General features: G+C 59.7%; 15 protein-coding genes. 11 read left to right on the top strand and 4 right to left on the bottom strand.

The window, feature by feature from the left end; translation table 11 throughout:
- The first annotated feature begins 235 nt into the window (after positions 1-235).
- The 11 genes from tcyJ (at position 236) to IB252_RS18100 (ending at position 11,463) form a co-directional block, all read left to right on the top strand.
- Positions 236-1,030: a cystine ABC transporter substrate-binding protein gene (tcyJ, locus tag IB252_RS18150; protein WP_192409803.1), complete on the top strand. Its 795-nt coding sequence runs from the start codon at positions 236-238 to the stop codon at positions 1,028-1,030.
- Positions 1,030-1,695 carry a cystine ABC transporter permease gene (gene tcyL / locus IB252_RS18145; RefSeq protein ID WP_008148276.1) on the top strand — a complete coding sequence of 222 codons (666 nt, stop codon included), beginning with the start codon at positions 1,030-1,032 and terminating at the stop codon, positions 1,693-1,695. Before tcyJ ends, tcyL begins: the two co-directional genes overlap by 1 nt.
- Before the next feature lie 4 nt (positions 1,696-1,699).
- A complete protein-coding gene (gene tcyN / locus IB252_RS18140; RefSeq protein WP_008148274.1) occupies positions 1,700-2,455 on the top strand; it encodes an L-cystine ABC transporter ATP-binding protein TcyN in 756 nt (251 codons plus the stop codon).
- 502 nt (positions 2,456-2,957) lie between these two features.
- Positions 2,958-3,722, top strand: coding sequence for a hypothetical protein (locus tag IB252_RS18135; RefSeq protein ID WP_192409802.1), 765 nt, complete (start codon positions 2,958-2,960; stop codon positions 3,720-3,722).
- Between the two features lie 358 nt (positions 3,723-4,080).
- The gene (locus IB252_RS18130) at positions 4,081-5,322 is read left to right on the top strand and encodes an SfnB family sulfur acquisition oxidoreductase (protein ID WP_192409801.1); all 1,242 of its coding nucleotides are present in this window, start codon (positions 4,081-4,083) and stop codon (positions 5,320-5,322) included.
- Positions 5,323-5,360: 38 nt separating this feature from the next.
- Positions 5,361-6,566: an SfnB family sulfur acquisition oxidoreductase gene (locus IB252_RS18125; protein WP_192409800.1), complete on the top strand. Its 1,206-nt coding sequence runs from the start codon at positions 5,361-5,363 to the stop codon at positions 6,564-6,566.
- Complete coding sequence (locus tag IB252_RS18120; protein ID WP_192409799.1) at positions 6,566-7,924, top strand: LLM class flavin-dependent oxidoreductase; 1,359 nt, start codon at positions 6,566-6,568, stop codon at positions 7,922-7,924. The genes IB252_RS18125 and IB252_RS18120 overlap by 1 nt, the downstream gene beginning before the upstream one ends.
- Positions 7,925-8,070: 146 nt before the next feature.
- On the top strand, positions 8,071-8,880 hold the full coding sequence (locus IB252_RS18115; RefSeq protein WP_192409798.1) for a MetQ/NlpA family ABC transporter substrate-binding protein: 810 nt from the start codon (positions 8,071-8,073) through the stop codon (positions 8,878-8,880).
- A gap of 2 nt (positions 8,881-8,882) precedes the next feature.
- Positions 8,883-10,004, top strand: coding sequence for a methionine ABC transporter ATP-binding protein (locus IB252_RS18110; protein WP_111449496.1), 1,122 nt, complete (start codon positions 8,883-8,885; stop codon positions 10,002-10,004).
- Positions 9,994-10,638, top strand: coding sequence for a methionine ABC transporter permease (locus tag IB252_RS18105; RefSeq protein WP_030128490.1), 645 nt, complete (start codon positions 9,994-9,996; stop codon positions 10,636-10,638). Before IB252_RS18110 ends, IB252_RS18105 begins: the two co-directional genes overlap by 11 nt.
- A gap of 195 nt (positions 10,639-10,833) precedes the next feature.
- Complete coding sequence (locus IB252_RS18100; protein ID WP_192409797.1) at positions 10,834-11,463, top strand: class I SAM-dependent methyltransferase; 630 nt, start codon at positions 10,834-10,836, stop codon at positions 11,461-11,463.
- A gap of 41 nt (positions 11,464-11,504) precedes the next feature.
- Here IB252_RS18100 and IB252_RS18095 read toward each other — a convergent pair whose 3' ends face one another.
- From IB252_RS18095 to IB252_RS18080, 4 genes are all read right to left on the bottom strand, one after another.
- Entirely contained in the window at positions 11,505-13,760 is a 2,256-nt protein-coding gene (locus IB252_RS18095; protein WP_412548174.1) for a glycoside hydrolase, read from the bottom strand.
- Between the two features lie 99 nt (positions 13,761-13,859).
- A complete protein-coding gene (locus IB252_RS18090) occupies positions 13,860-16,913 on the bottom strand; it encodes an efflux RND transporter permease subunit (protein WP_192409796.1) in 3,054 nt (1,017 codons plus the stop codon).
- Positions 16,910-17,977, bottom strand: coding sequence for an efflux RND transporter periplasmic adaptor subunit (locus IB252_RS18085; RefSeq protein ID WP_192409795.1), 1,068 nt, complete (start codon positions 17,975-17,977; stop codon positions 16,910-16,912). The genes IB252_RS18090 and IB252_RS18085 overlap by 4 nt, the downstream gene beginning before the upstream one ends.
- The gene (locus IB252_RS18080) at positions 17,974-19,077 is read right to left on the bottom strand and encodes an efflux RND transporter periplasmic adaptor subunit (protein WP_192409794.1); all 1,104 of its coding nucleotides are present in this window, start codon (positions 19,075-19,077) and stop codon (positions 17,974-17,976) included. Before IB252_RS18080 ends, IB252_RS18085 begins: the two co-directional genes overlap by 4 nt.
- Positions 19,078-19,218 lie beyond the last annotated feature (141 nt).

The raw sequence follows: 19,218 nt of genomic DNA, 5'->3' as shown, positions 1-19,218 counted from the left end.
GCGTCACGGGCTGCATTCCCACGCAGAGCGTAGGAACGATCACTTAGCTTGAAAAGGAATAACAAACTTATTATTCATTATTTTCCAATCTAAAGGCGCCATCATATAGTCACGCCGCAGGCGAATTTGCAGCGAGACGCATACGATGCTTTAGGGCAGGATATCGCAGTCGTTCAAATCCCGAATTTGCCAACATTCCTAAAAGCGTCTTCATAAGAAAACACAGGGGCTTGTCATGAATTTTTCCGCATTACGTCGAAACCTGCTGGTTGGTTCGCTGGGCCTGGCGCTGAGCGCCGGTCTGCTGGGGCAAGCGGTTGCCGGTGAGCAGCTGCAAAAAATCAAAGACGCTGGCGTGATCAACGTGGGTCTGGAAGGCACTTACCCACCGTTCAGTTTCGTCGACGCCGACGGCAAGCTGACGGGCTTCGAAGTCGAGTTTTCCGAAGCCCTGGCCAAAGAGCTGGGCGTGAAGGTCAAACTGCAGCCGACCAAATGGGACGGCATCCTTGCAGCCCTGGAATCCAAGCGTCTGGACGCCGTGATCAACCAGGTGACCATCTCCGAAGAGCGCAAGAAGAAGTATGACTTCTCCGAGCCGTACACCGTTTCCGGGATTCAGGCGCTGACCCTGACCAAGAACAAAGACACCATCAAGACCGCTGCCGATCTGGCCGGCAAGAAAGTGGGCGTAGGCCTGGGCACCAACTACGAGCAATGGGTGAAAGAGAATGTGCCTAAGGCTGACATCCGCACCTACGAAGATGACCCGACCAAGTTCCAGGATCTGCGCGTTGGCCGCATCGACGCCATTCTGATCGACCGCCTCGCCGCACTGGAATACGCCAAGAAGGCCAAGGACACTGCCGCCGCCGGCGAAGCGTTCTCCCGCCAGGAAGCCGGTGTCGCCCTGCGCAAAGGCGAGCCAGAGCTGCTGGCCGCGGTGAACAAAGCCATCGACAAGCTGCGTGCCGACGGTACGCTGAAAAAGCTTTCGGAAAAATACTTCAGCGCTGACGTCACTAAATAATGGAAGAAGCTTTCCAACTCGCGCTGGATTCCGCGCCCTTCCTGTTGAAGGGCGCGTACTACACAGTGATCTTGAGCCTGGGCGGGATGTTCTTCGGCCTGGTGATGGGCTTCGGCCTGGCGTTGATGCGCCTGTCGCGCTTCAAACTGGTGAGCTGGATCGCCCGCATCTACGTGTCGTTCTTTCGCGGCACGCCGTTGCTGGTGCAACTGTTCGTGATCTATTACGGCTTGCCGCAATTGGGCATCGAACTTGATCCGCTGCCGGCGGCCCTGATCGGCTTCTCGCTGAACATGGCGGCCTATGCCTGCGAAATCCTCCGCGCCGCGATCAGCTCTATCGAGCGCGGCCAGTGGGAAGCCGCTGCGAGTATCGGCATGACCCGCGCGCAGACCCTGCGCCGGGCCATCCTGCCGCAAGCGATGCGCACAGCCCTGCCACCATTGGGCAACAGCTTCATTTCGCTTGTGAAGGACACCGCGCTGGCAGCCACTATTCAGGTGCCGGAACTGTTCCGTCAGGCGCAGCTGATTACCGCCCGTACCTTTGAAATTTTCACCATGTACCTTGCCGCCGCGCTGATCTACTGGGTTCTGGCCACGGTGCTTTCGCACCTGCAGAACCAGTTGGAAGCACGGGTCAATCGGCACGATCTGGAGTCCTGACCCAATGATTGTCGTGGAAAAACTGACAAAGCAGTTCAAGGGTCAAGTGGTGCTCAACGGCATCGATCTGCAAGTGAAGGAAGGTGAGGTGGTGGCGATCATCGGGCCTAGCGGCTCGGGAAAAACCACGTTCCTGCGCTGCCTGAATTTCCTGGAAGAACCCACCAGCGGCCGGATCAAGGTCGGTGACATCGAGATCGATGGCAGCCGTCCGCTGAACCAGCAGCAAGGCCTGGTGCGACGTTTGCGCCAGCACGTGGGTTTCGTGTTCCAGAACTTCAACCTGTTCCCTCATCGCACCGCCCTGGAAAACGTTATCGAAGGCCCGATCATCGTAAAGAAGATCCCGCACGCCGAAGCCGTTGCCCTGGGTAAAAAGCTGATGGCCAGGGTCGGCCTGGCGGGCAAGGAAGACGCGTACCCGCGACGCCTTTCCGGTGGTCAGCAACAGCGTGTGGCGATTGCCCGCGCACTGGCGATGGAGCCGGAAGTGATTCTGTTCGATGAGCCGACCTCAGCCCTCGACCCGGAGCTGGTGGGTGAAGTGCTGGCAACCATCCGTAGCCTCGCCGAAGAGCGACGCACCATGGTCATCGTCACCCACGAAATGGGCTTTGCCCGGGACGTGGCGAACCGCGTGGTGTTTTTCGACAAAGGTGTGATCGTCGAACAAGGCGAAGCCAAGGCCTTGTTTGCCAATCCGAAAGAAGAGCGGACGAAGCAGTTTTTGAGCAAGTTCCTGAATAACGCTCAGCACTGAAACATCGCCTCACTACTTGTTAACTTCCACGGATGGAAGTAACAACCACTCCCACCAACAAAACCCTCGATATATGCTCTTCGCTTATTCACCTCTTTGAACAATAGATAAATTTTTATAGCCGCAGGCGGTACATATATATCTCCTGCAACAGAATAACCTCGCTTAAAATCCAGCCAAGACCCGCACCCTCGCCGTACCGGGCTTCGCCGTCAGCACCCCGCCAAAAGCCCGTAGAACAAGGTCAAATTCGACAGCACGGTGCAGCTTATTAACTCCACCGCGTAGGATTTTTCTGAATAACGCTAGATCCAATACTTAACTAACAAACACTATTGACACCTATCCAAGCGCACTCTTATCTAGTCTCCAACAGGCATTTAACCTCGCACTCATTCACTCTTTAATTTCACACACAGTGAACAGTTTTGTTGCTCGGTAATTCACGCCTTTCGAACTTTCAGAAACGGACTTTCGCTGCAAGGCTTCAAGGAGAAACCCCATGACAAGCATTTCGAACAAACCCGAACTTGCGGCCCCGACCCTGGCGCAATCTCACAAGACCTGCATCAACATCACCTCGGCGGCGCACCTGCTGATCGAGGTGGCGCCCTACTCCGGCATGGACGAAGGCGACCTGATCGAACTGTTCTGGGATAACTGCTACGTGGCCTCCAGAGTGCTGACGGCTGACGATGTCGGCCAACCGGTCCAGCTGCGTGTGCCCGAGAGCTTCATCGCCAATGGCACCTCGCACGTTCACTACCGGGTCATGCAGATCGGGCAAGGGCCAACCCTTTCGGCCACCAGACGGGTGCAGATCAAACTCGACTGCCCCGGCGGCCAACCGTCGGCACTGTGCGGCGATGAAAACCAGAGTCTGGAGCCGGTGAACATCCCCGAGACCATTCGCCGTCAGGGCGTCAACCCGAACCAGATCAAGCGCGGTGTTCCGTTGACCATCGAGCCTTACCTGAACATGGCCGCCGACGACGAAATCACCTTGCGCTGGGGCGATGTGCGCATGGATCTGCCACGACTCAAGGCCGGCGATGTCGGTCAGCCGATCCAGGTCTGGGTGCCGCCGGCGATCATTCTCGAAGCCGGCGAAGACCTGCGGCTGGAAGTGACTTACTGCATCCTCGACCGGGTGGGTAACAACTCCCGCTGGGCACCACCGCGCAGGCTGAAGATCGGTTGCGCCAATCCCTATCTGCAGGTCCGGCCAAAAGAGATACTCATGGCCGCCGAACCCCGCAACCACTGAGATCCCATGTAGCAGCTGGCGAAGCCTGCGTTCGGCTGCGTAGCAGTCGTGAAATCAGACACTGCGGTCATTCAGTTAAACCGCGAGCTCAGGTTTGACGACTGCTACGCAGCCGAACGCAGGCTTCGCCAGCTGCTACATGAATCTGTGGCACCGCCTTCTATGCATATTCCTAAAAGTTAGTTTATTAATTTTTTATACACGCTTAGGGTATATGCACCGGACCACCGGACATTCTTGTTTTCGTTCGTCGCAACCCTCGCGGCGTTTTCATGAGATGTGAGGTAGGTATGGTCCGGAACACAATCACCCCAGTGCAGATCGCCAGGGCATTGCGTGCAGCCAAGGAGCGGCACTGATGTCCAGTCTGGCAGATGCAATCGTCCAGAGTGATCTGGACGTCGCCCCATTATTGTTGCCCGCGCAGGTCTTGCGTAACGACACACAAGCCATCAAGGCCGCCCATGAGCTGGCGCAAGTCGCCCGTCTGCAAGCAGCCAAACGCGACCAGCAGCGCAAGCTGCCGTGGTCGGAAATCGAACAGTTCACCCGCAGCGGCCTGGGCAGCATTTCTATCCCGCGTGATTACGGTGGCCCGCAGGTTTCGTTCGTCACGTTGGCCGACGTCTTCGCGATCATTTCCGCGGCCGACCCGGCACTGGGACAGATCCCGCAAAACCAGTTCGGCATTCTCAACCTGGTGCTTGGCAGCGCCACTGAATCGCAGAAAAAGCAGCTGTTCAAAAGCGTGCTCGACGGCTGGCGAATCGGTAATGGGGGACCAGAACGCGGCACCAAAAACACCCTTGAACTCAAGGCGCGAATCACCGCCAGCGGCGACGGCTTCGTCCTCAACGGGCAGAAGTTCTATTCCACCGGCGCCCTGTTCGCCCACTGGGTCGCCGTCAAGGCGCTGAACGACGACGGCAAGCAGGTTCTGGCCTTCGTTCGTCGCGGCACTCCGGGCCTGCGCATCGTGGATGACTGGTCGGGCTTCGGCCAACGCACCACCGCCAGCGGCACCATTTTGCTCAACAACGTGCAGGTCGACGCCGAGCTGGTGGTGGATAACTGGAAGATCAACGACAGCCCGAACATTCAGGGTGCCGTGTCGCAGTTGATTCAAGCCGCCATTGACGCCGGCATCGCCCGGGGCGCCATCGACGACGCTATCGAGTTCGTGAAAACCCGTGCACGGCCGTGGATCGACGCCAAGGTCGAACGGGCCAGCGACGATCTCTATGTGATCGCCGACATCGGCAAACTGAAAATCGAACTGCACGCCGCCGAAGCGCTGTTGCGCAAGGCCGGGCAAGTGCTCGATCAGGTCAATACCGCGCCACTCACCGCCGAGTCCGCTGCCCGCGCCTCGATTGCCGTGGCCGAAGCCAAAGTGCTGACCACCGAGATCTCGCTGCTGGCCAGCGAAAAGCTTTTCGAACTGGCCGGCAGCCGCGCCACCCTCGCCGAATTCAACCTCGACCGTCACTGGCGCAACGCCCGCGTGCACACGCTGCACGACCCGGTGCGCTGGAAATATCACGCCGTCGGCACCTATCACCTGAACGGCACGCTGCCCGCACGGCACTCCTGGATCTAACGACCAGAACACTTTTGACCAGATCTCTGGAGAAACACATGACCATTTCTCACCACGTCGCGGTCATCACCAGCGATGAGCAAGCCCTGATCGTCGCCAGTGACCTGGCCGAAGATTTCAAACGCGACAGCGCCCTGCGCGACTGCGAACGCCGTTTGCCATACCCGGAACTGGAAGTGTTTTCCCGTTCGGGTCTTTGGGGCATCAGCGTGCCAAAAGAATACGGCGGCGCCGGTGTTTCCAACGTCACCCTGGCCAAAGTGATTGCGCTGATCGCCCAGGCTGACGGCTCCCTGGGCCAGATCCCGCAGAACCACTTCTACGCGCTCGAAGTATTGCGGGTGAACGGCACCGATGAGCAGAAAAAACGCCTCTACGCAGAAGTATTGGCCGGCCAGCGCTTCGGCAATGCCCTCGCGGAACTGGGCACCAAAACCGCCCATGACCGCGTCACCAGCCTGACCCCTGATCGGCATGGAGAACGTGACGGCTATCGCATCAACGGCCGCAAGTTTTACGCCACGGGCGCGATTTATGCCCAGCGCATCCCGACGTCGGTCGTGGACGAAAACGGTGTTCAGCAACTCGCTTTCGTCCCTCGTCATGCCAAGGGTCTGACGGTCATCGACGACTGGAGCGGCTTTGGCCAGCGCACCACCGGCAGCGGTTCGGTGGTGTTTGAAGATGTTTACGTCGCCGCCGAAGACGTGATCCCGTTTCAAAGTGCGTTCGAACGCCCGACCACCGTCGGCCCGTTGGCGCAGATTCTTCATGCCGCCATCGACACCGGTATCGCCCGCGCCGCCTATGAAGATGCGCTGCATTTCGTGCGCACCAAGACCCGGCCGTGGATCGATTCCAGGAACGACAAAGCCACCGAGGACCCGCTGACCATCAAGAGCTTCGGCCACTTGAGCATTCGTCTGCACGCCGCCGAAGCCTTGCTGGAACGCTCCGGCGAATTCCTCGACAAGGCTCAGGCCGACACCAACGCCGAGACCGTCGCCGCCGCGTCGATTGCCGTCGCCGAAGCCCGCGCCATCAGCACCGAGATTTCCCTCGCCGCGGGCAGCACGCTGTTTGAACTGGCAGGCAGCCAGGCAACCTTGATTGAACACGGCCTGGATCGCCACTGGCGCAACGCCCGGGTGCACACCCTGCACGACCCGGTGCGCTGGAAGTATCACGCGGTCGGCAATTACTACCTCAATGATGAAAACCCGCCACTGCGGGGGACCATCTGATGGCCGATGCGAAAAAGAAGATCCTGCTCAACGCGTTCAACATGAACTGCATCGGGCACATCAACCATGGTCTGTGGACGCATCCTCGGGACACCTCCACTCAGTACAAAACCATCGAATACTGGACCGAACTGGCGCAATTGCTGGAGCGTGGACTGTTTGACGGTTTGTTCATCGCTGACATCGTCGGGGTTTACGACGTCTACCAAAACTCGGTGGATGTACCGCTCAAAGAATCAATCCAACTTCCGGTCAACGACCCGCTGCTGCTGGTTTCGGCCATGGCTGCGGTCACCAAAAACCTTGGCTTCGGCCTCACCGCCAACCTGACGTACGAACCGCCGTATCTGTTCGCCCGACGCATGTCCACGCTCGATCACCTGAGCCGTGGCCGGGTCGGCTGGAACATCGTCACCGGCTACCTCGACAGTGCCGCCAAAGCCATGGGTTTGAGCGAACAGGTGGAGCACGACCGTCGTTACGACCAGGCCGATGAATACCTGCAAGTGCTCTACAAACTCTGGGAAGGCAGCTGGGAAAACGGCGCGGTGCTTAACGATCCGCAACAGCGGATCTACGCGCAGCCCGAGAAAGTGCACAAGGTCGAGCACAAGGGCGAGTTCTATCAGGTCGAGGGTTATCACCTCTGCGAACCCTCGCCGCAGCGCACACCGGTGCTGTTCCAGGCCGGCAGTTCGGATCGCGGTTTGCTGTTCGCCGGGCGGCATGCCGAGTGCGTGTTCATCAGCGGCCAGAACAAACCGTCGACCAAGGTTCAAGTGGACAAGGTGCGCGCCAGTGCCGTCGAGGCCGGGCGCAACCCCGAGGACATCAAAGTGTTCATGGGGCTGAACGTGATAGTCGGCGCCACCGAAGCGCTGGCCTGGGCCAAGCACGCCGAGTACTTGAGCTACGCCAGCGCCGAGGCCGGCGTGGCGCATTTCTCGGCCTCCACCGGGATCGATTTTTCCGAGTACGACATCGATGAACCGATCCAGTACGTGAAGAGCAACGCGATCCAGTCCGCCACCAAGAACCTGCAAAACAACGACTGGACTCGCCGCAAATTACTCGAGCAACACGCCCTCGGTGGTCGCTACATCACCGTGGTGGGCTCGCCTGAGCAGGTCGCCGATGAGCTGGAATCGTGGATCGCCGAGACCGGGCTGGATGGCTTCAACCTGACGCGAATAGTCACGCCGGAGAGCTATGTGGATTTCATCGACCTGGTGATTCCGCAGTTGCAACGGCGCGGGTCGTACAAGACCGCTTACGACAGCGGCAGCCTGCGGGAAAAACTGTTTCACGCAGAGGCGCATTTGCCTGAGCAACATACCGGATCCCATTACCGACACTAACCCCCAACCCTGATCGTTCCCACGCTCTGCGTGGGAATGCAGCCAGTGACGCTCTGCGTCACCGCCGCAGGGACGCGGAGCGTCCCGGGAGGCATTCCCACGCGGAGCGTGGGAACGATCGCCTTAACTTGACTGGAAAACTCATCATGACCAGGAAACTTCTCTCCCACCCAGTCAAAGCACTGGCCCTGGCCCTCGGCCTTTTCAGCTCCGTCACATTCGCCGCCGACGCGCCGCTGAAAGTCGGCACCACCGCCGCTTTCGCCATTCCCCTGGAAGCCGCCGTCGAAGAAGCCAGGAAACAAGGCCTGCAAGTCGATCTGGTGGAGTTCAGCGACTGGATCGCGCCCAACGTCAGCCTCGCTGCCGGCGACATCGACGTGAACTACTTCCAGCACGTCCCGTTCCTGGAAAACGCCAAGGCCGCCGCCGGTTTTGACCTGGTGCCGTTCGCACCGGGAATCATCAACAACGTCGGCCTCTACTCGAAGAAATACAAAAGCTTCGACGAACTGCCGGAAGGCGCCAGCGTGGCGATCGCCAACGACCCGATCAACAGCGGTCGTGGCTTGCAACTGCTGGCCAAGGCCGGGCTGATCACCCTCAAACCGGGTGTCGGCTACAAGGCCACCGAAGAAGACATCATTGCCAATCCGAAGAAGATCAAAATCCTGCAGGTCGAAGCCGTGCAACTGGTACGCGCCTATGACGACGCCGATCTGGTCCAGGGCTACCCGGCCTACATCCGCTTGTCGAAGACCTTCGATGCCGGCTCCGCCCTGCTGTTCGACGGCCTGGATCACAAGGAATACGTGATTCAGTTCGTGATCCAGCCGAAAAGCAAAACCGACCCGCGCCTGATCAAATTCGTCGACGTCTACCAGCATTCGCCGGCCGTTCGTGCAGCGCTGGATAAAGCCCACGGCAAGCTCTACCAAGCCGGTTGGGAAAGCTGAATATGATGGCAGCCACGCAACTGCGACTGGAGATTCCAGAGCTCAAAAACGCTGAACAAACGGAACTGCACCCGAACCTGAACCGTGCTCACGTGCGCTTCATTGGCCTGGGCAAAACCTACAACGGTCAGCAAGGTCCGGTCGCCGCGCTGCACGGCATCGACCTGGCGATTCAACGCGGCGAGGTGTTCGGCATCATCGGTCGCAGCGGCGCCGGCAAGTCGTCGCTGATCCGCACCATCAACCGCCTGGAACAACCGAGCACGGGCCGCGTGCTGATCGATCAGGTCGATATCGGCGAGTTCGATGAAGACCGCCTGGTGGCGCTGCGTCGGCGCATCGGCATGATCTTCCAGCACTTCAACCTGATGTCGGCCAAGACGGTTTGGCAGAACGTCGAATTGCCGCTGAAAGTCGCCGGTGTGCCAAAGGAAAAACGCGAACAGAAAGTCCGCCAATTGCTGGAACTGGTAGGCCTGCAAGAGAAACACAAGGCTTACCCGGCGCAGCTGTCCGGTGGTCAGAAACAGCGCGTCGGCATCGCTCGCGCCTTGGTGCATGACCCGGCGATTCTGCTGTGCGACGAAGCCACTTCGGCACTGGACCCGGAAACCACCCAATCAATCCTCGGCCTGCTGCGCGAGATCAATCAGCGCCTGGGCCTGACGATCGTGCTGATCACCCACGAGATGGCGGTAATCCGCGATATCTGCGACCGAGTCGTGGTGCTGGAACACGGGCGAATCGTCGAACAAGGGCCGGTCTGGGAAGTCTTCGGCAACCCGCAGCACGAGGTCAGCAAAACCTTGCTGGCGCCGTTGCAACACGGTTTGCCGCAAGAACTGCAAAGCCGCTTGCAGGCACATCCACAGTCCTCGGACGCCGCTGTTGTGCTGCGTTTGCAGTTCACCGGCAGCGCCAGCGACGAGCCCGACCTGGCCGCGTTGTTCAGTGCCCTCGGCGGTCGCGTGCGCTTGCTGCAAGGTGGCGTGGAACGGATTCAGGGCCATGCTCTCGGGCAATTGCTGCTGGCGGTGACCGGTTCGTCCCTCGGCGCAGAGGAATTGCGTCAACGCGCCGGCAACTGGGCGCAACAGGTGGAGGTGCTGGGTTATGTGGTTTGATCGCTTGCTGCAAGGCTTCATCGACACCTTCCTGATGGTCGGCGTGTCGTCATTGATCGCACTGCTGGCGGGCATTCCGCTGGCGGTGATTCTGGTCACCAGCTCCAAGGGCGGGATCTACGAAGCACCTGCGCTGAACCGCGCGTTGGGCGCATTCGTGAACCTGTTCCGCTCGATTCCGTTTCTGATTTTGATGGTGGCGCTGATTCCGTTTACCCGGTTGATCGTCGGCACCACATACGGCGTTTGGGCGGCGGTGGTGCCGCTGACCATCGCCGCCACGCCTTTTTTTGCGCGCATTGCCGAAGTCAGTTTGCGGGAGGTGGACCACGGGTTGATCGAAGCGGCGCAGGCGATGGGTTGCCGGCGCTGGCATATCGTTTGGCATGTGTTGCTGCCTGAGGCGCTGCCGGGGATTGTCGGGGGTTTCACGATTACGTTGGTGACGATGATCAACTCGTCGGCCATGGCCGGGGCGATTGGTGCGGGTGGACTGGGGGACATCGCCTACCGGTACGGGTATCAGCGGTTTGATAGCCAGATCATGTTGACGGTGATTGTGTTGCTGGTGGTGTTGGTGGCGGTGATTCAGTTGGGCGGGGATCGGTTGGCTCGGGGGTTGAACAAGCGTTGAGTCTTGCTCAAGTCATTGGTTGTCAGCGATACCGCTTTCGCGAGCAAGCCCGCTCCCACAATGATCGCGTCGTACACAAATCTTGTGTTCACTGCAGGTCAACTGTGGGAGCGGGCTTGCTCGCGAATGGCTGCGAAGCAGTCACCGGCTTCATGGCGTATATTCGGCAAATCCCAATTGCCTGCGCAGCCGACCATGAAACAGACCCCCACCGACCTCGAGCAGATCACCTCCACCACCCTGGGCCATTACAACTCGGTGGCTGAAAGTTTTCGCGAAGGGACTCGCGATCATGATGTCAGCCAGAACATCGATGCGTTGCTGCGGCATATTCAGGGTGAGGCGCCGTTCGACATTCTCGATTTTGGCTGCGGGCCGGGTCGTGATTTGCAAACCTTCACGCGCATGGGCCATACCGCCGTCGGGCTTGATGGCTCGGAGAAGTTTGCGCAGATGGCCCTACAGGACAGCGGTTGTGAAGTCTGGCAGCAGGATTTCCTGAAGCTGGATTTGCCGGCCGAGCGCTTTGACGGGATCTTTGCCAATGCGGCACTGTTTCATATCCCGACTCAAGAGCTGCCCCGGGTGTTGAAGGCATTACACGGGGCTTTGAAACCGGGTGGTGTGTTGTTCAGCTCAAACCCTCGTGGCGAGAATCAGGAGGGCTGGAACGGGCCGCGTTATGGGGCGTACCACGATCTTGAGACATGGCAGCAATTGCTGACGGCGGCGGGGTTTGTGGAACTGGAGCATTACTACCGGCCGGCGGGGCTGCCGCGCGAGCAGCAGCCTTGGCTGGCGAGTGTCTGGCGTAAGCCGGCGTAGCCTGTCAGGACGCAAATCGCGAGCAGGTTCGCGACGGTTTTCTAACGTTGCACAGCGACTTGATAGGTTGTCACTCCCCCGTTCGCGTCAAACGCGGTGATGCTTCGATTGGCCAACTGTCGCCCATCAATCTCTCGTTCGCGCACATCAAAATTCGCCACCAGCCTGGTGCCATCGGCGAACGTTGTCTGCTGCACCTGACGATCCTCAGTCAGCCAACGGAAACCTGTCATCGCCTGAGTCGCCAGACGCTCATGCAGCGGGCGGAAGAACACATCCTGACGCGCAATCGCCGGTAACCGCTGCTTCAGCGTCGCCGCACTCAGGTGATACAGCGGCGGCACGTTGTAGAGCAATTGAGTCAGCTCATTCTCGGCGCGCACATTGCTCAACTTAAGGCTGTCGAACAGCCAATGATGGGTGGTGATCACCGAGCCATGGAACACCGCCTGATAAAGCGGCAAGCGTGTTTGCGGAGCAAAGTGAACCGTGCGGTAGGGTTCCTTGAGCGGCACGGTCTTGAAGAAAACCTGCGGCTGTTCATCAGGAAACCAGGGGCCAAGGTAATAGGGCGACTTCGGATTCTTGCTCATATCCGAATCACCCCAGCCGATCACCGGTGTCTGCATTCCATGGGCAAACAGTACCCCTTGGGCCATGGTGGCGTTGCCATCCTCGGAGCCGGTCGGTAGCTTCAACGTCTCGTTGACCCAGCGCGAGGCGTCGATGTTGCCTTCGGCATTTTGCACCTGAGTCATGGTCGCTCCCACACGGTAGCTGTCGAACAGCATGCCGGTGGCGTAGGCGTCCAGAAACCAGCTATTGAACCCGGCCTTGCTCTGTACAGCCTTGATGCGCGCCTCAAGCAATGGCCGAACACAACGCGGATCGGTGTAATGCCCCGATTGCTGAAACCCGCTTTTGAACGTCCCGGTTTCCAGCACGACCGCACATTCCTGATTGGCTCTGGAGCCCAGATGCGCAGTGGTCCAGTCCGGGTTTTCAGTGATGGTCAGCGCCGTCTCATAGGAATCATAGGGTGCCACCAGGTAACCTGCGGCAACGCCTTGACGCACCGTTTCAGGGTGCCAGAGACCACCTTCCCAACCCTCGCCAAGGCCTAACCATAATCGCGACAAGCCCGCAGCTTTCAGTTGTTCGATCGTCGTGAGTGACAAGGTATTGCCCCAGCGTTCCGGGGTTGCCGTCAAAGCATCGGAGAACGCCACTGCCAGCTCTGCACGTAAGACGCCGTAGCCGTCAGCCAGTTTTTGCATGTCCGGTTCGACCACAGACTGCCAGCCGCTGCGTGCCTTCTTGTTGAGCGCAGCATTGAGGCTGCGTAGCAACGTGATTTGCTGGTAACGATCAAGCGGTGGCTCAGCCCGGGCCAGCAACTGCGAGCTTTCAGCGTCAAAACTGGAACGTAACTCGCTGGCCAGCACGCCATTACCGCGCAACTCTTTCAGCAAAGCTGGCCAGCTTCGAACATCTTCCGGTCCGAGCAGGTCGCTACCCCACAGATAAACATGACTGGCGCCCAGGAGCTTTTTGGCTTCGGGAGTCTTCAGCAGTTTGTCGCTCAAGGTTTCGTATTGCCCGCTGTCGACCAACCATTTCCGATAGCGCCTGGCACCCGCCAACAGATCGACATCACCCAACGACAGCTTGAAAGTCAGCGGTGCATTGGGCTCAAGGGAGGTGAATTGATGATGGACAGTCAGAGCAAGGGTGTTGTTTTCGGCGCTGAAGATCAGGCGATTGTTATAAGGGTTGGTCATCAGCCAGTTCAGCGTGAAGCCACCGTGATCAACGCCCCACAGCGGCAAACTCAGGTCTTGGGTGGTATTGAACGCCCCCTGATCGAGCAGAAAAGTTTGCCACAGCGGATCACCGGCAGGCACGTAACGCCCCTCGGCCAGCGGCCAGATCAGCCCTTTTCCCATAGAACTGCCAGGCTGTTTCAGAAAGCTCAGCTCCCCGGAATCACGGGCGATGATGGACAGGGACAGGTCACGCTGATCGAGGGCGGCACTGAGCGTCCAGGCGCCGTCATCCCACTGCCAGTCCATGCGATTGGCGCTTTGCTTGAGGTTGCTGACCTTATACCCGGTAACGCCCGACGAGGCTTGCACTGGCGAATGTTGTGCGGGGGTGACGCGAATCGCCAGCGTGGCGGGATCGAGTTCGACACGCCACAGCGAATTTTCCAGCACATTGCCGGCCAGCGTCGGGGGTGAACACAACAGAGCGCCGAGCAACAGCACATAGCGCAGACAATAGGTCATCGGTGACATCGAAGCCCCTCCTCCATTTGAAAAGGGACCGTACAGCAACACACCGGCCATGTAAGTAGGACCGTTCCCAAACGTCACTCGGGAACGATCAACGCATAATTACTGCGCTTCTTTTTTCGGTTCGCGAATTTTGTACCAGGCCACATACAGCGCCGGTAAAAACAGCAACGTCAGCAATGTCGCAATAATAATCCCGCCAATCATCGCGTAGGCCATCGGCCCCCAGAACACTTCCCGGGCGATCGGAATCATCCCCAGGCTCGCTGCCGCTGCCGTCAGCAGAATCGGCCGGCGGCGATGCTCCGTGGCTTGCACCACCGCATCCCACGGTGCATGACCGTCCTTCTCCAGGGCATCGATCTGTGTCACCAGAATCACCGAGTTGCGGATGATGATGCCGATCAGCGCCAGAATCCCGAGGATCGCCACAAAGCCCATCGGCGTGCCCGTCGGGATCAGCGCCAGCACCACGCCGATCAAGCCGAGCGGCGCGACGCTGGCCACCAGGAACAGCTTCTGCACGCTGTGCAACTGGATCATCAGGAAGGTCGCCATCAAAAACAGCATCAACGGCACGACCTTGGCAATCGGCCCCTGGGCCTTGCCGCTTTCCTCGACGGTGCCGCCGGTGGCGACCTTGTAGCCCACCGGCAAACTGGCGGCGAATTTATCGATGTCGGGTTGGAGTTGTTTCACCAGGTCGGTCGGCTGAATCTCATCGCGCACCGCCGCCTTGATGGTGATGGTCGGTTTGCGGTCGCGACGCCAGACCAGCGGCTGCTCAAGCTCATAACGCACGGAAGCGAATGCCAGCAGCGGAATCGACGTGCCGCCCGGCGTGACGATCTGCAAATTCTGCAGGGTTTCCGGGGTGCCGCGTTCGGCGTCTTCCGCACGCCCCACCACGTTGATCAGGTAGATATCGTCATCGACCTGAGTCACTGGCGCACCGACCACAATGCTGTTCATCAGATTGGCCACGTCTTCTGACGACAGTCCCAATTGCCGCGCCTTGTCTTGCGCGATGTCGATGCGCAGGACTTTGCCCGGTTCGTTCCAGTCGTAAATGATCTCACCGATGTGGGTGTTTTTATCCAGTTCGGTGGCCAGGGCGATGGCGTGTTTGCGCACCTGATCGATGTCCTTGCCGCTGACCCGGTACTGAATCGGCCGACCCACCGGCGGGCCCATTTCCAGCGCCTGGACGTAGCTGCCGATACCGACAAAATCCTTGCGCAGGCGCTCGCGCAAGCGTTGGCTAAGTGCGTTACGCGATTCCAGGCCTTTGCTGACGATCACCAATTGCGCGTAGTACGGGTTCTGCAATTGTTGGTCGAGGGGCAGGTAGAAACGGATCGCACCTTCGCCGATGTAGGTGCTCCAGCGCACGATGTCCGGGTCGTCCTTGAGCGTCGCCTCCAGCTTGTCCACAGCCTTGCGGGTTTCGGCGATCGAAGCGTTTTGCGGCAGGTTCAGGTCGACGAGAATTTCCGGGCGGTCCGAAGACGGGAAGAACTGGTTCTGCACGAACTGCATGGAAAACACCGACGCCACAAACAGTGCAACGGTGATGCCGATCGCCCACCAGCGATTGCGCATGGCCCAAAGCAAGCCGTAATTGAACGACCGACCGATGCGCCCCGGTTCTGCGTCGTGAGGCTTCACGTTGGCGCTGAGGATGTGCACGCCGATCACCGGGGCGAACAGCACCGCGACAATCCACGACACGATCATGGCCACCGCGATCACCGCGAACAGCGTAAAGGTGTACTCGCCGGCCGAACTGGCATTCAGGCCGATGGGCACGAAACCGGCCACCGTCACCAACGTACCGGTGAGCATCGGGAACGCGGTCGAGGTGTAGGCGAACGTAGCGGCCTGCTCCTTGGTATCGCCCATTTCCAGGCGCGTGACCATCATTTCGACGGTGATCATCGCGTCATCCACCAGCAGCCCGAGCGCAATGATCAGCGCGCCGAGGGAAATCCGCTGCATGGTGATGCCGCTGTATTCCATGAAGACGAAGACCATCGCCAGCACCAGCGGAATCGAACAGGCCACCACCAATCCGGCGCGGACGCCGAGGCTGATAAAGCTGACGATCAGCACGATCACCACCGCTTCGAACAGCGCGCTGGTAAAGCCGCCGACGGCTTTTTCCACCACTTCGGCCTGGTCGGAAACGTTGTGCACGCCGACACCCACCGGCAGGTCGGCGGTCAGGTCATTCATGCGCTGGTGCAACGCCTCGCCGAACACCTGGATGTTGCCGCCCTTCTTCATCGCAATGGCGAGGCCAATGGCAGGATGGCCGTTAAAGCGGAATTCCGGCGTCGCCGGATCGACATAGCCACGGCTGATCTCGGCGACGTCGGCCAAGCGGTAGAAGCGATCGTTGAGCCGCAGGTTGACGTTTTCCAGGTCCTTCTCGGAAGCAAACTGCCCGGACGTGCGCACGGAAATCCGCTCGGGACCGGCCTCGATGACACCGGCCGGGGTCACCGCGTTTTGCGATTGCAGGCTCTGCACCACCTGACGCTGATCGATGCCCAACGCCGCCAGTTTGCGGGTGGAGAAGTTCAGGTAGAGGACTTCATCCTGCTCGCCGACCATCTCGACCTTGCCCAGCCCCGGCACTTCGCGGATCTCGGCGCGGACTTGCTCGACGTAATCGCGCAATTGGCGCATCGACAAACCGTCGGCGGTAAAGGCGTACACCGAGCCGAACACGTCACCGAACTCATCGTTGAATCCCGGCCCTTGCAGGCCTTGAGGGAAGTCGCCGCGAATGTCGTTGATCTTCTTGCGCACCTGGTACCAGATTTCCGGGATGTCCTTGGCGCTGGTGGTATCACGCAAGTTTACGAAGACCGTCGACTCGCCGGGGCGGGTGTAGCTTTTCACGTAGTCGAGCGAGTCGAGCTCTTCGAGTTTTTTCTCGATCCGGTCAGTGACCTGCTTGAGGGTTTCTTCCTGGGTCGCGCCCGGCCAACGGGTCTGGATCACCATGGTTTTGATGGTGAACGACGGGTCTTCCTCGCGGCCCAGGTTCAGGTACGAGAAGACGCCCATCAGCAGCGCGACGAACATCAAATACCAGACAAACGACTGATGCTTGAGGGCCCATTCGGATAAGTTGAAACTCCCTTTCATTGCGGGCTGTCCTCATCGTTTTTCACTTTCTGCCCCGGTTTCAGGCTGTTCACGCCAGCACTGACCACCCGCTCGCCGGACTTCACGCCGTTGGCCAGGACCATCGTTGAGTCAGTGCGGCTGACCAGGCTGACATCTCGCGGGGAAACGGTTTGGGTCTGCGGATCGATGACCCAGATCCGCGGTTTGCCATCGACCTCCTGGAGCGCGGTCAGGGGCAGTTCGATGCGCGGTTTGATCGCGGAGCTGAGGATCACGCTGATCGCCGTGCCCAGGCGAAACCCCGGTGGCGTGTCGGTCAGTGTCAGGCGGGCGCGACGGGTGCGGGTCGCGCTTTGCGCCTGGGGTTCGATTTCGCGAATGATGGCGGTGGTGGTGATGCTCGGGTCGAGTTGGACGGCCACCTGAAACACCACGTCTTCCGGCAACTGGTCGACCAGGGTGTCCGGCAGGTCGATCACCGCTTCCTTGATGTCCGGCTGCGCCAGAGTCACCACTTGCTGGCCGGCGCTGACGACTTGCCCGGCTTCGGCGTTCCACGCGGTGACGATGGCTTTGTGATCGGCGCGCAGTTCGACGTAGTTGAGCTGGTCCTTGGCCTGATCGACCGCAGCCTTCGCTTGATCGAGAGAGGCCTGGGTGGTTTTGAGGTCGGTTTGTGCGATGTCGAGTTGCGCCTGGGCGCCCACGCCGCGATCGAACAACTCTTGCTGACGCCGGGCATTGGCCTGGGCGTTGATGAGCTGCGCCTGGACGCTGGCCAGATCACCCTGAGCGGAGCGCAACTGGTTCTGCTGATCGGTGGGGTCGAGGGTGGCGAGCAACGCGCCCTTTTCGACTTCGGCACCGACATCGACATGACGGCTGGCAATGCGCCCCGGCACCCGGAACCCGACATTGCTTTCATACCGCGCCTGGATACTGCCGGCGAAGCGGCCCAGGCTTTCTTCGTCCAGGGACTGGACCTTGATGGACAGGACCGGACGCACAGGCTCCGGCGGCGGTTCCTTTTTCGAGCAGGCCACCAGCATCACACTGGCGCATACCAGTAACAGACGCTTCATGGCTGGGCTCCCGCGGCTAAATCCTTATAGGTGTTTTCGGCGATTTCCACCTTCACGCCAGGGTGCAGCAACTGGCCGCCGGCGATGACCACTTTTTCGCCACCCTTCAGGCCGGCGCTGATGATCACTTTGCCCGTCAAGTAGCGACCGACGGTGACGGTGTGCAGCTGTGCCTTGCCCTCGTCGTCCACCAGCCACACCGCCGACTCGCTGAGATTTTTTGTCAGTGCCGACCAGGGCAGTTCGACCGCCGATTTACCTGGCGTCTTGGCCGTGGCACTCACCACCGAACCGAGCTGCATGCCTTCCGGCAGTCCGTTGAGCGTGACTTTGACCTGCACCGTGCCGGTCTGCGCGGAGACGGCCGGGGTGATTTCCCGAACGGTGCCGGTGGTTTTGATCGCGGGGTTGTCGAGCAGGCTGACGACCACCGTTTTACCCTCTGGTGGCTCTGTCAGCAGCGATTCGTAGACGTTGAACACGGCGTCGCGCTCACCGTCCCGGGCCAGGCTGAAAATCGGCACGGTGGCCTGCACCACCTGGCCGACCTCGGCCTGACGCGCGGTAATCACCCCCGGCGCGTCGGCAATCAGCGCGGTGTAGCCCATTTGTTCCCGGGCGTTGGCCAGTTGCGCCTGGGCAGCCGTCAAGGCGCTTTGGCTGCTGCGCAAGGCGGCTTGGGCGGAATCGAACTCGCTTTGGCTGGTATAGCCCTTGGGCAGGAGTTTTTGCTGGCGAACGAATGCGGCGGCGGTCTGCTTGACCCGGGCCTGTTCGGCAACAACCTGCGCCTGGGCCGAGTCGACGCTGGTTTGCAGGTCCTTGGGATCGAGCTTGGCCAGAACCTGTTTGGCCGAAATACGATCACCGACATCGACTGTGCGCTGGATGATCTTGCCGCCAACGCGGAACGACAGGTCGGTCTGGACCCGCGCCTGAACATCACCGGTCAGGGTCACCGTCGCTGCGTAATCCGCAGGTTTTACCTCTTGTACGAATACCCGCGGACGGTCCTTTTCGACCGGTTTTTTATCGTCACAGGCGCTCAGCAGAACAAGGAGGCTCAGGCCAACCACTGTTTTCAATCCGGGACCCACCATGCAGACTCCTTTGCGTTGCACGAACGTGCCAATGGCGATACGACTGTGAGCGTAGAACAGGGTTCCAAGGGTGCGCCTCACAGTTTGAAATAAAGCCTGGCGCACGATGACGTCGACAATAAGGCAGAATCGCGCAACTCA

Origin of the sequence: Pseudomonas sp. PDM10, from assembly GCF_014852295.1 — a bacterium.
In the GTDB taxonomy this organism is placed as follows: domain Bacteria; phylum Pseudomonadota; class Gammaproteobacteria; order Pseudomonadales; family Pseudomonadaceae; genus Aquipseudomonas.
This window is presented reverse-complemented; position numbering and strand designations above follow the sequence as displayed.

Bases quoted from the DNA above. Each gene is read 5' to 3' on its own strand.
- IB252_RS18120 (WP_192409799.1), top strand. From the start codon at position 6,566: ATGGCCGATGCGAAAAAGAAGATCCTGCTCAACGCGTTCAACATGAAC.
- IB252_RS18100 (WP_192409797.1), top strand. From the start codon at position 10,834: ATGAAACAGACCCCCACCGACCTCGAGCAGATCACCTCCACCACCCTG.
- IB252_RS18080 (WP_192409794.1), bottom strand. From the start codon at position 19,077: ATGGTGGGTCCCGGATTGAAAACAGTGGTTGGCCTGAGCCTCCTTGTT.
- IB252_RS18130 (WP_192409801.1), top strand. From the start codon at position 4,081: ATGTCCAGTCTGGCAGATGCAATCGTCCAGAGTGATCTGGACGTCGCC.
- tcyL (WP_008148276.1), top strand. From the start codon at position 1,030: ATGGAAGAAGCTTTCCAACTCGCGCTGGATTCCGCGCCCTTCCTGTTG.
- IB252_RS18105 (WP_030128490.1), top strand. From the start codon at position 9,994: ATGTGGTTTGATCGCTTGCTGCAAGGCTTCATCGACACCTTCCTGATG.
- IB252_RS18135 (WP_192409802.1), top strand. From the start codon at position 2,958: ATGACAAGCATTTCGAACAAACCCGAACTTGCGGCCCCGACCCTGGCG.
- tcyJ (WP_192409803.1), top strand. From the start codon at position 236: ATGAATTTTTCCGCATTACGTCGAAACCTGCTGGTTGGTTCGCTGGGC.
- IB252_RS18125 (WP_192409800.1), top strand. From the start codon at position 5,361: ATGACCATTTCTCACCACGTCGCGGTCATCACCAGCGATGAGCAAGCC.
- IB252_RS18115 (WP_192409798.1), top strand. From the start codon at position 8,071: ATGACCAGGAAACTTCTCTCCCACCCAGTCAAAGCACTGGCCCTGGCC.
- IB252_RS18090 (WP_192409796.1), bottom strand. From the start codon at position 16,913: ATGAAAGGGAGTTTCAACTTATCCGAATGGGCCCTCAAGCATCAGTCG.
- IB252_RS18085 (WP_192409795.1), bottom strand. From the start codon at position 17,977: ATGAAGCGTCTGTTACTGGTATGCGCCAGTGTGATGCTGGTGGCCTGC.
- IB252_RS18095 (WP_412548174.1), bottom strand. From the start codon at position 13,760: ATGTCACCGATGACCTATTGTCTGCGCTATGTGCTGTTGCTCGGCGCT.
- IB252_RS18110 (WP_111449496.1), top strand. From the start codon at position 8,883: ATGATGGCAGCCACGCAACTGCGACTGGAGATTCCAGAGCTCAAAAAC.
- tcyN (WP_008148274.1), top strand. From the start codon at position 1,700: ATGATTGTCGTGGAAAAACTGACAAAGCAGTTCAAGGGTCAAGTGGTG.